We start from the raw sequence: 12,679 nt of genomic DNA, 5'->3' as shown, positions 1-12,679 counted from the left end.
TTACACATAATGACTTTAGAAGATTCGGCGTCCAAAGAATTAAAATGGTGGGCAGTACCTGGGAAGTTCTTACGACAGGAGCTTTTGCCCGTACTGACAAACTTACGCCTAGCGATCGCACTACTGCTATTGATTGCAATCTTTAGCTCTACCGGTACTGTAATTGAGCAAGGTCAGTCACCCGCATTTTACCAGGCTAACTACCCAGAACATCCAGCTTTATTTGGTTTCTTAACTTGGAAGGTAATTCAGGTAGTTGGGTTAGACCACGTATATCGTACCTGGTGGTTTTTGGCATTACTCATTTTATTTGGCACTAGCTTAACTGCTTGTTCATTTACTCGTCAGTTACCAGCCTTAAAAGCTGCCCAGCGTTGGAAATATTACGAAGAACCACGGCAATTTCAAAAGTTAGCTTTAAGTGCAGAACTAGATACTGGTTCCCTAGATTCTCTCAGCCAAATATTACAGAAACGCCGCTATAAAATTTATCAAGATCAAGAAAAAGAAAATCTCCTCTACGCCCGCAAAGGAATAGTCGGACGCATCGGCCCAATTATCGTTCATATTGGCATCGTAGCTATTCTGATCGGGGGAATTTGGGGGGCGATGACTGGGTTTCTGGCTCAGGAAATGGTTGCCAGTGGCGATACATTTCAAGTGAGAAATATTGTCGATGCTGGCCCTTTAGCAGCAGCCCAAGTTCCGAAAGATTGGTCTGTGCGCGTCAATCGTTTTTGGATTGACTACACTCCATCTGGCGGCATCGATCAATTTTATTCGGATATGTCTGTCTTGAATAAGCAGGGAGAAGAAGTTGACCATAAGAAGATTTTTGTCAACGAGCCTCTGCGCTATCATGGCGTAACTTTCTACCAAACTGATTGGGGAATTGCAGGTGTTCGCGTCCAATTTAACAATAGCCCGATTTTTCAGCTACCAATGGCGCAATTGAACACCAATGGACAAGGGCGCATTTGGGGAACATGGGTTCCAACTAAACCGGATTTGAGTGAGGGTGTCTCTTTGCTAGCTAAAGACTTGCAAGGGATGGTATTAATTTATGACGCCACTGGCAAACTCGTTGATACTGTCCGTGCTGGGATGTTCACCGAAATCAATGGCGTGAAACTCAAAATTCTGGATGTCATTGGTAGCACTGGCTTACAAATTAAAGCCGATCCAGGCATACCAATTGTTTACTCAGGGTTTGGTTTACTAATGCTGGGTGTGGTGATGAGTTACTTTTCTCATTCACAAATATGGGCATTACAAAAAGGCGATCGCTTATATGTGGGTGGCAAAACTAATCGCGCCCAAGTTGCTTTTGAACAAGAGGTTTTAGAGATTTTAGATCGGCTGAGTTCACAGCCAAAAGGTGAGGAGAAAGAGACGCCAATTGAAGTTTAAAAGCAAAGTAAATCGCAGAAGAACGCAGAGAATTACTTTGCGTTACTTTGCGTTCACCTCTGCGCCCCTACCCTGCGGGAAGGCGAAGCGCCTATGCGTTTCAAACTTATTTAAAATTAATTATGCCTACACCACAACAGATTGAAAAATTATTAGAGGTATTTATTAAACATTGGAACAAAAGATTTCTATATCTGCTCAACTTCAATCCAAGGGACAGGTTTACCTTCTACCGTTAATCGCTATCTTGTTGAATATTGCTTCTTGCACTGCGGATCATAGAAACATCAAGCATATTTCTATCGTTGGTGCTGGGGCAAGTTTTCCTGCACCTTTGTACGAACGCTGGCTTTCAGATTATAACCAGCAAAATCCCAATGTGGAAATTAACTATCAAGCGATAGGTAGTAGCGCTGGGGTGCAACAACTCATTGAAGGTACCGTGGACTTTGCAGCTAGTGATGTGGGAATTACAGATGAACAAGCAACCAAGATAAAACGGGGAGTGATTGCTTTACCCCTAACTGCTGGTTCTATTGTGCTGGCTTATAACCTCACACCAGTCGCCCACCAGTCGCCTCAAGTCAATCTGCTAACTGCTCTAAGGCTACCACGCCAAGTTTACGTAGATATCTTTCTCGGAAAAATTACGAATTGGAATCATCCTAGAATAGCCGCAGCTAATCCAGGAGTAAGTTTGCCCGATTTACCGATTCAGGTTGTACACCGAACTGATGGTAGTGGAACTACGAGCGTGTTAACGCAACACCTAAGTGCTATAAGTCCAGAATGGAAAAGGAAACTTGGAGCTGGTAAAGCTGTAGCATGGCAAGTGGGAATTGGTGGAAAGGGTAACGAAGGTGTTACCGCCCTGATTCAACAGATACCAGGAGCTATTGGCTATGTAGAATACATTTACGCCAAACAAAATAAACTTCCTGTAGCTGCTTTAGAAAATAAATTTGGTAATTATATTACGCCAACACCAGAATCTGTAGCTCAAACCTTAGAGGCAGTGAAATTACCTGCCGATAACTTGATTGCTTTTATCACCGATCCTACAGGTGCCCAGTCTTATCCCATCGTTACTTACACCTGGTTTTTAACTTATCACCAATATCCAAACCGAGTCAAAGCTCAAGCGCTGAAAAATTTTATTGATTGGGCTTTAATTGAGGGGCAAAAATCCAGTTTGGAACTCGGATATATTCCTTTGTCAAATAAAGTTGTCCTTCAAGTGCAATCTGCTGCAAAGAAGATTGGAGAATAAATAGTTTTTAGTTTAGGGTATGCGATCGCGTTATTTGATCAACTTGAGTAAAAAGTCCTGATTTTGCTCGCCTAGCGTCTCCTAGAGAGGACTAAAGTCCTCACTACAAGCCAAATTTTTCATTATGGGTATTTATGATGACGCACTTCAACCACGGTATGTACATTGCCGCGAGGCGTGAAATCTGCTTTCACAGTGGCTTCCAATGGCTCACAAGCAGCTACAAAATCATCCAAAATTTGATTGGCAGATTCTTCGTGGGAAATGTAGCGATCGCGGTAACTGTTAATGTAAAGCTTAAGCGCCTTCAATTCCACTACCCGTTCATCAGGTATATATGTAACGTAAATTGTCGCAAAGTCAGGATAACCAGAAAACGGACATTTACAAGTAAATTCCGGCAAAGTAATGTTAATGTCATATCGCCTCCCCACACGCGGATTTGGAAAGGTAATTAGTTTACCTTCGGCAATGTCGCGTTCGCCATACTTCATTTCTTGGCTTGCCTGGGTTACACTTTCAGATAATTTGTCAGTTGTCATTTGTTATTTGTCAGTTGTCAGTTGTCAGTTGTAATTTGTCATTAGTTATTTTACTTATCTTTACGTCCTTTTAATAATTTTATTCCTAACTCCTGTACAGACGCGATTAATCGCGTCTGTACTCCCCACTCCTAACTCAATACTCTTCCTTCTCCCAGTCTGGACAATTCTCATCTTCACAACCGTGGGGATGCATGGCACAAACTAACAAATTACCACTATAAACTTGACCGTGGTAGTGAGTACAACCTATACAGGCAGGATTTTTTTCGGCTGTGGGTTCAACTGAATAAGGAAAACCTGGATCTACATCTGCTACAATGTCTTCCAGTTCCCAGTAAGCTTCAAACATTGGTTCAGCCAAGTCCTGTAAATACAGATCGACTTCAATGGCAATGTTAGGGACTTGCTCGGTGATTTCTTCCGTTAGCTCAAAAAAAGCGTCTACCATTTCACTCATTCCCAGGAAGAAACGCTCTACTTCATCAGCCACTGTTTCGACGATCTCTACTAAATCTTTTTGCCACTGTTCCATAAACTTGACACCTTTGCAGGCTATAAACAGGACGCTTTGTGTTATCTGGCTTGAAGGACTAGAGTACACACTAGGCAATGTATCTTATCAAGTTTCTATCTTAAGTGCCATATTAAACTGCCACTTTTTACCGATATTGCGATCAAAGAATGCTTTTTATTGATCGCGTTGCAATCTTTTTAACTCGTTTTGCAGGTCTAGCACTTCTTGGCGTAATTTTTCCGTGTTCTCATCACTTGATCCCTCTTTCACCGTTGGTTCTTCATCTTCCTCTAAAATTTCAATGCGGCGAGGTTCAGAAGGGGGTGTTTTTTCAGAGGTTTCACCCGATGCTTGGGGCTGTTGGGCTTGCTTCATCATATCTTCAACGAAGCGGCGGGCTTCTTCTGTGTTCATTTCACCCTTTGCCACCATTTCATCTGCCAGTTTTTGGACTTGCGATCGCACTTCGGCTAATTTTCCCCCTGCTTTCTCACCCGCGTAAGAAGCTAATCCAACACCGAGGTAAAAAGCTTTTTGAACAATATCTCCAAAACCAGGCATTGTTGCTGAACGCTCCTACAAATAGGGCGACCCGGAGACTACGCCTACCACAAGCCTCCCGTGTTGCTGCTACCTTCCGGTTCTGACAAGATTTGGGTGTTGCAGTCGCATAGATCCAGGTCTTCTAAAAGCATAACATTAAAAGTCAGTAATGTGTGTGTGTTATTCCATAACAATCCGCCATTCATAAAGCTGATAGTTGACGCAGCCATGTTGCACCAACGGATCATCAGCTACAATTGCTTCTGCTTCATCCCTTGAGGCTGCCTCAAACAGCAACATTCCGCCTCTTTGCTCTGCCCAATAGCCTGTTCGCGCTTTGTGTCCTTTAGCAATCAAGTCCTGAATGTAGGCTTTATGAGCAGGTACATATTGGTCAAAGGTAGGTTTATCGACTTTCCCTTCTTCAATCTTTACAAACCACGGCATCTGCTTGTCATCTCCGATTATTAAGGACTTTCTACTCAAGTTATTACTATTCTTAAGTAGCAAGTTAGGGACTGACAAAAAATAAATTATCCAAAATTATTTGTAAATTTGTAGGGGCGCAAGTTTTTGCACCTTTACAATTAAGATGTTTTTTTTACTATAAGTCCCTTATTCGCGATTCAATCAAAAATCTGGGCACTCTGCCTCCACTACGTTCGGGTTGCAGTAGAAACGTAAGACTGTTTCTACCGTGTCGCCAATCTAAAGAGTGACTTTTTCCACAGAAACCCCTTGAGCGATCGCCTCATTCTCTCAACTTCACTTTTCAACAAAAACCGCCTCTGATCCTTGATTTTAGCCTACAAGCGTCTACACACTTCGCAATACTTGCTACTAGTACGGAGAAGATGATGTTTTGGATGAATTTGGTAAAAACCCTTAACTCAACTGTATTGACCGTTAACCGAACCTTATTGAGAGTAAGTAGTCGGACAGAATTAATTACACAATGTCCGAAGCGAGTGTAACGAAGTGAAACGAACGCGAGTGCGTTTCCAAGAGTTGCAATTTGCTTGCGGTTGGGATTGCTTCACTTCGTACCCTACGGCCATTGGTGACACGTTAAGGTCATAAACAATTTGTCAATAAGCAATAGTGCTTAAAATTTCGCCAAAATCGGGGCGGGAAACACAATTTTTAAGTCAGCGATCGCGTTATATTTAAACGCATCATTCATTTTTACGCTCAAAACCCAGTATTATTGTTAATAATATATGTTTAATTGCTAAATTAAGTATAATTACGAATTGACAAAAATTATATTGTCTTAAATTTTCAAGAATGCCCTACGGGTTCTGCAAAGGAGTACGCAATGACTGTAAATATTTTTGTCCAGCTACTTAGTTGTCTATCTTGATGTTTTCAGGAGCGATCGCCACACGTGAGCATTTGTAAGAAATTATTAATCTAATAATTTTTAACTCCGATAACACGATTGAGTTAAAGTAGTTTAAAACCTAGCTTTTGCAAAGTAATGCTTGTAGCTGTGCAATGCTCTGGGAAAATCAATGGTAAAAGATGCATCTGAACTCAAAATTACTACCGACTCATCAGCAGCGGTAGATGCCATCAATAACTTTGTTGATCAATTATTGGGCGTTGGTAACGATGCCCAAATTATTCTCAAAGCAGTTGAGGCTGATCCGGCTTGTGCGATCGCCAACGCTCAAGTTGCCGCCTTTTATCTGTTTGCTGGTGGCTCTGTTGCCTTAACTCAGGCAACATCTTATCTCCAGGTGGCGAAAGCAAACCTGAAAAGAGCTAACGATCGCGAAAAACTTTACGTCGCGGCAATTGAAGCATGGGCAAACCGAGATATTGCTCAAGCGATCGCCCACCATGAAGTGATCGCCGTTGCCTTTCCCCGCGATATAGCCTCAGTTCATCTGTGCCAATACCACTATAGAAATTCCGGCAACAGTCAAGGGATGCTGCGGATTGCCGAAAAAGTTTTCCCTGCGAATCGTGACAACCCTTATATGTATGGGATGCTAGCCTTCGGGTTGGAAGAGTGTCATCGCTTAAAAGAAGCAGAAGAATATGGGCGACAAGCGATTGCCCTAAAACGAGATAACCGTTGGGCACACCATGCAGTTGCTCATGTATTAGAAACTCAAGGACGCCTAGAAGAGGGAATTAGCTTAATGGAGAGTCTTAGCGATACTTGGGAATATGGTAGCTCGGCTTTTTATGGACACCTTTGGTGGCATACATCCCTTTACTACTTGGATATTGAAAATTTTGCCAAAGTACTAGAAATATATGACACGCGCATTTGGGGACGTGCCAAAAAAGACAATGGACGTGAGCAGATTAATGCGATCGCATTATTGCTACGGCTAGATTTACGCGGTGTAGATGTCGGTTCGCGTTGGCAGGAACTTGCTGCTTACCTGCAACCACGACTACACGAACACGTCCTTGCCTTCCTGGATTTGCAATATATCTATGCACTGGTGCGGGGCGGTAAAGATGACTGGGCGGCACAGATGTTAGAGAGTATGCAAACTCATGGAGAGAACGTCTTACCCTATGCGCGGCGTACTTGGGTAGAAATAGGAGTTCCAGCTGCTAGGGGGATGATTGCTCATGCTCGTGGGGATTGGGAGAGTGCGATCGCTCAACTAGAGCCAGTGTTACCCGATTTATACTCCACAGGTGGATCTCATGCTCAACGAGATTTATTTGAGCAAATTTATCTTGATGCACTGATTCGCGATCGGCAGTATCACAAAACCTTGAATGTCCTGGAAAAGCGCAATTCTGCCCGTGGCAATATTCCCGTTATACAGCGGGAATTAGCTAATACTTACAGCCAGCTAGGACGCATTGATGAAGCACATAGAACCTCTCAACTTGCTTTAGAACTTTCACAACATTATCAAAAAGTAGAGCAAACAGTATGACGACATACGTAAATCTTGGAAAAAGTGGACTAAAAGTATCACGCCTAGCTCTGGGTACTATGACCTATGGTTCTCGGAAATGGCGAGAATGGGTACTGCAAGAAGAAGAGAGTCGCCCGTTTATTAAGCTAGCTTTGGAATTGGGGATAAACTTCTTTGACACCGCCGATGTTTACTCCTTAGGTGTCAGTGAAGAAATTCTAGGACGGGCACTCAAGGACTTTGCCAAAAGAGATCAAGTTGTTATTGCTACCAAAGTCTTCAATAAAATCGGTGATGGACCCAACGATCAAGGACTGTCTCGTAAGCATATTTTTGATGGCATTGATGCCTCATTACGGCGACTACAAACAGATTACGTCGATTTGTACCAAATTCACCGCTGGGATTATGAAACGCCCATTGAGGAAACCCTAGAGGCGCTGCATGATATAGTCAAATCAGGTAAAGTTCGTTACTTAGGAATCTCAAGTGTTTACGCATGGCAGTTCGCCAAAGCTCTTTACACGGCTGACAAACACGGCTGGACTCGCTTTGTCTCTATCCAAAATCATTACAACTTGGTTTATCGAGAAGAAGAGAGAGAGGTGATACCTTTATCTATAGATCAAGGAATTGGGATCATACCCTGGAGTCCTCTGGCGCGGGGCTTTCTGGCGGGCAATCGCAGCAAGCAAAGCTTTGGGGAAACTGTGCGGGCTAAAACCGATGAATTTGCACACAATCTCTACTATCAAGATTCAGATTTCCAAATAGTCGATCGCGTCGTAGAGTTAGCCCAAAAACACGGTGTTAAACCAACACAAATTGCCTTGGCTTGGTTGTTGCATCAACCGGGTGTGACGGCTCCGATTGTTGGTGCTAGTAAGATAGAGCATCTTAAAGAAGCAGTGGAGGCTGTGGATTTGAAGCTTTCCGATGAAGAACGCAAATTCCTTGAAGAACCTTACACACCCCATCCCATCTTAGGACATCAGTACCCATCCGCCTCCACCAGTCGCCCATAGCAATATCTGCTACTGGGGAAGAAGCAAGGAAACACCGGGAGAATGAGAAATGCCCAATGCCCGCCCCTTTGCCTCTTTCCCTTGGGCATTAGTCTAAACTCCAAACAAGATGTGATCGCCATCCTAGAGAAAAGTTTCGAGGTCATCCTTACTTTGACCACACCACTGAGTTCTGCCATAAGTGGGATCAAGAATCATTTGATCCAAACTATGATACTTTGCCACTGACTTTCTTTGAGCCGATGGTACACCGAATCTTCGCTCATCAACCTTGGGGCCAGCATACAAAACAGGAATTATAAGGAGTCAAATATCTCACTCAGGTATCCAGTAATATTCGACATTCGGTTGACCGTTGATTTTGTTTATTGACAGTTTGCCCACTTTGAAACCATGTAGTTCATAAAAAGCACAAGCTCGCATATTCGCTTGTAATGTGTGAAGCCCTAAACCTTGAGGACAAATTGCTTTAGCTTTATTAAGTAATGCTGAACCAATACCCTGATTTTGGTAAGTCGCATCTACAAACAGCTGGCTTAACCATTGTTCCTCTTTGATAACCACAACAAAACCTACAATCTTATTTTCAACTTCAGCCAGCCAAACATCCCCGCGTGCAGCAAGGTCATCACGAAATCGAGCTTTCCATAAGGAATATGGCTGTGGGTGTTTAATGTTAAAAAATGTTTCATGCCAAGTTCGATACCACAGTTCAACGGTAGCTTCTAAATCATTTAATTGATAAGGACGAATCATTACCACAATATGGCAAGTTAGTCTGAAAGCACTACTTTAAAGTTTGCAGATCGTTTAATTACACTGATTTTAATCGGGATGGTCTAATACCGATTACATCTGTGAAATTGCATAGAACAAGTTGCTCAGAGCAAGTTGTCTTACCAAGCCTGATTTTGTGCAGTTTCACAAAGAATTGGTATAAGTGCGATCGCTAGTTGTTCAGGGGCTATTATGTATCTTGATCAGCATCAATCATCAAATAGCGTTGGGCAAAAGCCAATTAGAAATGTAGCTGTTGAGTTTATTAAAAATGTTCAAAATGTCCTGAAGTTTTAGCCATGTCTGAGAATGATTGGAATTTCGACTAAGCAATACAAAAATACTCCGCCTGCTTTATTTAGTCGGCATAGTGATTTCCCAAATTCCTTGATTTCCACCATATTCTATAACATAAATTTTATTGCCGATAATCGCAGCGTCAATGGGATTGCTAAAACCTTCAACAATGCGGGTAGCATTCAATTTATAGTTGGTATTTCCTACTTTAGTTAACTTTAAATGCAGTAGGTCTTGGCCAGAATCATTAAAAGGGCCTACTTGTGTCTCGCCAGTGGGATCGCCTGTTGTAAAACTCAGCATGAATCCATCTCTTTTGAATTCTGGACTCATTACTCCTTGTGTATCAAAAACTAAGCCCAAAGGAGAACGGTGTGCTGTAAAAGTGCTCAAACTTTGCCCAAGAACACTGGCGTCTTTGACTTTGCCATCTACAGGATCGCGGAACTTGTCTGCGTCCGGCCCCAAATTCGGAATTGGTTCAATTAAGTTTCCAGGCTGAGCAGGAAAGGTTGGATCGTTACGAAAGTAGCCCCTTTGGACGGCGTTAAATTTGGGGTTTAACAAAAGGTCTTTGGCAGGATCGTAATTAGGAAATTGTTGTGGGTTGTCTGCCCCGCCAATCCGCCAGGGAAAGCCGTAATTACCACCTAGACGAAGCCAATTTAATTCTTCTGACATGTCGCGATCGGGGCCATTTTCTGTGCCAAATAAATCCCCATTGGGCGCAAAGGCCATATCGAAAGTATTACGTGTTCCTTCTGCAAAAATATAGCCAGCTGTCTTTAAAGTTGCTCGATTGTTTGCAAGAAAAATATTTTTGCCATTTGTAGGAAGACGGAGTATACAGGCGGTTAATCCTACTTCGCGAGTATTAGGATATAGCCCATTAACAGACTGAACTTCACCATGATCGGTACGAGAACCGCTATTCACATAGATAAAGTTACCATCCGGGCTAACAACCACGCCGTTGAAGCGATGGTCATAGGCTGTTTTGCTTTTGGGATAGCCTGCACTCTTAGCTAAAATAGACCAGACGCGCTGTTCTGTACCCGACTTAATTTCGCCTTTAACAATAATTCCTTTGGTCTGGTTATTTACAAGGTCTGCATTGCCAACCAAATAAATTGTGCCGTTAGGGCCAATGGCCATACCTTGAGTCTCACCTAGATTATGATCGCTAGAGGTGTACACAAGTCTACTATTAGACAAGCCTAAATTAACTTGATAAATATCACCATTTTCTTTGAGGTAATAGAGGGTATTGTTTCGTGGATCTTTTACAATCCGAACAGAAGGAGAGACTGATAAGGTATCTATAATATTGCGAATCTGAATATCAGGACGCAGGGCTTTAGGTGCAGCATTTACTCCAGTAGCGCCATAATTTAATAAAGCTATTGTAAATAACAGCGTTTTAGCGGCAACAAAGTAGCTTTTGAGAGCGAATTTACTGATAAATCTGCGTTGCTTTTGGTTAGATGAGTTAATGCTATTCATTATTTTGTTCATAAAATAGTGAGATGATTTTGTTGCTAAATTTTCTTGAGAAAGGAAACAATTTGAGAGATTCTGGGGTGAAATCAGCAGTGGGTACTAGCTTATAAATAGTCTTTTGTTAGGGAAGGGAAACACGACCATGTGTCCCTTTAACTAGCAGTAAAAGTATCTGTCAATCAGCCTTATAATGTAGTACTTTCTTAAGTTAACAACATTCTTATGCCAAACTGACTTCTAGTGTATAAGGCGCAGGGTTGCTATCACTAGAACCAGAGAAAGTTCCGCCATCTTGGGGGAAGAAAGCATATTTACTCACTGAAATTGAGTAAGTTCCAGCACCCAATGAAGCGGTGATTAATGACCCAAAGTCGGGGCCACTATCGTCGTCACTTTGCAGTAAAATCCCAGCATTGTTAAACAGTCCGATAACTGTATCATCGGTTGTCGCCGCAGTGATAGTGACAGTTCCTGGATTTGCTAGAGAAAATGTAAAAAAGTCGAAATCGGGATTGTCCCCAGGTTGAACTGTTACTAACTCACCTGCGAGATTTACGTCTGAGGCTGATGATAAAGAACCTAATCTTTCAGCGCTGGCTAGTGTATTGTTTGTAGCTTGTCCAGCATTTTCCGGCTCATAGAAAAGGAAATTGTCACTATCAAGTCTGAGGCTTACTACCCCCTGCACAATACCTATGATCTCATCTGGTTCTGCTCCAGGTTTGTCTAGAAATATTTGTGTATTGGCTCCAACAGATTGCAAGCGGTAGTTTTTTGACAAGCCTTTTAGCTCTATTTGATCTTCATCAGGGTTGAAGTCAGTAATAGTAGCCAAGTCGCCAAGACCAGCATTTGTAGTGTTTTTATCGTCGTAGAAAACATTTGCAGCGTCCCCAAGGACAAATGTATCTAGCCCAACACCGCCAGTTAAGGTATCAGTCTCCCCTAATCCAGGTGGAAGAGAACTGCCAGGGAAAACACCGATGAGGATGTCGTTTCCAGACCCCCCATTGAGTAGGTCATTGCTGGGCCCGCCCTGTAGACTATCATTACCCTCGTCACCATTGAGGGTATCATTGCCATTACTACCATCTAGCGTGTCATCGCCTGCTCTCCCATTCAGAGCGTTGTTGTAAATATTACCAAACACTATGTTATTAAGACTGTTACCTGTCCCGTTGATGCCCCTAGTTCCGGTGAGTCTCAGGTTCTCCAGATTGGCACCGAGTGTGTAGGGGACAGAAGACCGGACGGTATCTATGCCTGAATTTCTAGCCTCGGTAATGGTATCGGTAGCGCTGTCAATGACGTAAGTATCATCGCCTACTCCCCCATTTAAGGTGTCAGTATCCAAGCCACCATCAAGTGTGTCATTGCCAAGTTCACCGATTAAACTGTCGTTTCCCGTCCCGCCAAATAGATTATCATTACCATCTGCACCATTCAGGGTATCGTTACCAGACAAACTATTGGCATTACCACCATTAGCCCAACCATATATTGTATCATCTCCCAATGTCCCATTTGTGGTGTCAGGATCTGTAGTGCCGAAAAGAACTGCCATATTATTTTTCCTAAATTTCTAACTAATGCCTAACTTCGGCCTCAGTCACAGAACTTTTTATAAGTTCAATGTAGATTACTTAAAACTGTAAGTTTAAATACAGATGCTTTGGTTAACCTAATTAATATCAATATTACTTGGATAAAATAATATCAATTATTGATTTGGTTAGTTGATTATGAAAATGGTAAGTAATTGGGTCAAAATTTATTTTGATTATTTGCTCTATATTTTTTAACTCACCTGTAATTACTTAATTAACATGAAATAAAAGTTACGTCAACTTCTTTACCAAATCTTAAAAATGTAATCTTTTGGATTTCTAATACTGTTAGAAAGG

The 12,679-nt window shown here is 42.2% G+C and carries 11 protein-coding genes and 1 other RNA gene; 4 read left to right on the top strand and 8 right to left on the bottom strand.

All coding sequences use genetic code 11. The features are described from left to right. The first annotated feature begins 9 nt into the window (after positions 1-9). Positions 10-1,410: a cytochrome c biogenesis protein gene (locus tag ACFFAP_RS13445; protein WP_375511692.1), complete on the top strand. Its 1,401-nt coding sequence runs from the start codon at positions 10-12 to the stop codon at positions 1,408-1,410. Positions 1,411-1,582: 172 nt separating this feature from the next. Then, on the top strand, positions 1,583-2,680 hold the full coding sequence (gene pstS / locus ACFFAP_RS13440) for a phosphate ABC transporter substrate-binding protein PstS (protein ID WP_375511691.1): 1,098 nt from the start codon (positions 1,583-1,585) through the stop codon (positions 2,678-2,680). A gap of 122 nt (positions 2,681-2,802) precedes the next feature. Here the strand turns inward: pstS and queF are convergent, their stop codons facing one another. The 5 genes from queF to ACFFAP_RS13415 form a co-directional block, all read right to left on the bottom strand. Further along, complete coding sequence (gene queF / locus ACFFAP_RS13435) at positions 2,803-3,222, bottom strand: preQ(1) synthase (RefSeq protein ID WP_375511690.1); 420 nt, start codon at positions 3,220-3,222, stop codon at positions 2,803-2,805. Between the two features lie 136 nt (positions 3,223-3,358). Further along, a complete protein-coding gene (locus ACFFAP_RS13430; protein ID WP_375511689.1) occupies positions 3,359-3,757 on the bottom strand; it encodes a hypothetical protein in 399 nt (132 codons plus the stop codon). 156 nt (positions 3,758-3,913) lie between these two features. Continuing rightward, a complete protein-coding gene (locus tag ACFFAP_RS13425; RefSeq protein WP_375511688.1) occupies positions 3,914-4,300 on the bottom strand; it encodes a phasin family protein in 387 nt (128 codons plus the stop codon). Between the two features lie 25 nt (positions 4,301-4,325). Beyond that, positions 4,326-4,422: signal recognition particle sRNA small type (ffs, locus tag ACFFAP_RS13420), an RNA gene on the bottom strand. A 40-nt stretch (positions 4,423-4,462) separates the two neighbouring features. Next, the gene (locus tag ACFFAP_RS13415; RefSeq protein ID WP_375511687.1) at positions 4,463-4,729 is read right to left on the bottom strand and encodes a YciI family protein; all 267 of its coding nucleotides are present in this window, start codon (positions 4,727-4,729) and stop codon (positions 4,463-4,465) included. A gap of 1,067 nt (positions 4,730-5,796) precedes the next feature. On the opposite strand from ACFFAP_RS13415, the gene ACFFAP_RS13410 reads away from it, so the two are divergent. After that, positions 5,797-7,194, top strand: coding sequence for a tetratricopeptide repeat protein (locus ACFFAP_RS13410; protein ID WP_375511686.1), 1,398 nt, complete (start codon positions 5,797-5,799; stop codon positions 7,192-7,194). Next, positions 7,191-8,201: an aldo/keto reductase gene (locus tag ACFFAP_RS13405; RefSeq protein WP_375511685.1), complete on the top strand. Its 1,011-nt coding sequence runs from the start codon at positions 7,191-7,193 to the stop codon at positions 8,199-8,201. Before ACFFAP_RS13410 ends, ACFFAP_RS13405 begins: the two co-directional genes overlap by 4 nt. Positions 8,202-8,516: 315 nt before the next feature. Here the strand turns inward: ACFFAP_RS13405 and ACFFAP_RS13400 are convergent, their stop codons facing one another. The 3 genes from ACFFAP_RS13400 to ACFFAP_RS13390 form a co-directional block, all read right to left on the bottom strand. After that, a complete protein-coding gene (locus tag ACFFAP_RS13400; protein ID WP_375511684.1) occupies positions 8,517-8,957 on the bottom strand; it encodes a GNAT family N-acetyltransferase in 441 nt (146 codons plus the stop codon). A gap of 375 nt (positions 8,958-9,332) precedes the next feature. Further along, positions 9,333-10,778, bottom strand: coding sequence for a PQQ-dependent sugar dehydrogenase (locus ACFFAP_RS13395; RefSeq protein WP_375511683.1), 1,446 nt, complete (start codon positions 10,776-10,778; stop codon positions 9,333-9,335). A 217-nt stretch (positions 10,779-10,995) separates the two neighbouring features. Next, positions 10,996-12,339 carry a calcium-binding protein gene (locus tag ACFFAP_RS13390; RefSeq protein ID WP_375511682.1) on the bottom strand — a complete coding sequence of 448 codons (1,344 nt, stop codon included), beginning with the start codon at positions 12,337-12,339 and terminating at the stop codon, positions 10,996-10,998. Between the last annotated feature and the right edge of the window lie 340 nt (positions 12,340-12,679).

The sequence above is a fragment of the uncultured Nostoc sp. genome (genome assembly GCF_964245575.1).
In the GTDB taxonomy this organism is placed as follows: domain Bacteria; phylum Cyanobacteriota; class Cyanobacteriia; order Cyanobacteriales; family Nostocaceae; genus Nostoc.
The sequence above is the reverse complement of the archived record's forward strand: the minus strand, read 5'-3'. Positions and strand labels throughout refer to the sequence as shown.

Coding starts and splice junctions, on each gene's coding strand:
- ACFFAP_RS13445 (WP_375511692.1), top strand. CDS start 10: ATGACTTTAGAAGATTCGGCGTCCAAAGAATTAAAATGGTGGGCAGTA.
- queF (WP_375511690.1), bottom strand. CDS start 3,222: ATGACAACTGACAAATTATCTGAAAGTGTAACCCAGGCAAGCCAAGAA.
- ACFFAP_RS13430 (WP_375511689.1), bottom strand. CDS start 3,757: ATGGAACAGTGGCAAAAAGATTTAGTAGAGATCGTCGAAACAGTGGCT.
- ACFFAP_RS13425 (WP_375511688.1), bottom strand. CDS start 4,300: ATGCCTGGTTTTGGAGATATTGTTCAAAAAGCTTTTTACCTCGGTGTT.
- ACFFAP_RS13415 (WP_375511687.1), bottom strand. CDS start 4,729: ATGCCGTGGTTTGTAAAGATTGAAGAAGGGAAAGTCGATAAACCTACC.
- ACFFAP_RS13410 (WP_375511686.1), top strand. CDS start 5,797: ATGGTAAAAGATGCATCTGAACTCAAAATTACTACCGACTCATCAGCA.
- ACFFAP_RS13405 (WP_375511685.1), top strand. CDS start 7,191: ATGACGACATACGTAAATCTTGGAAAAAGTGGACTAAAAGTATCACGC.
- ACFFAP_RS13400 (WP_375511684.1), bottom strand. CDS start 8,957: ATGATTCGTCCTTATCAATTAAATGATTTAGAAGCTACCGTTGAACTG.
- ACFFAP_RS13395 (WP_375511683.1), bottom strand. CDS start 10,778: ATGAATAGCATTAACTCATCTAACCAAAAGCAACGCAGATTTATCAGT.
- ACFFAP_RS13390 (WP_375511682.1), bottom strand. CDS start 12,339: ATGGCAGTTCTTTTCGGCACTACAGATCCTGACACCACAAATGGGACA.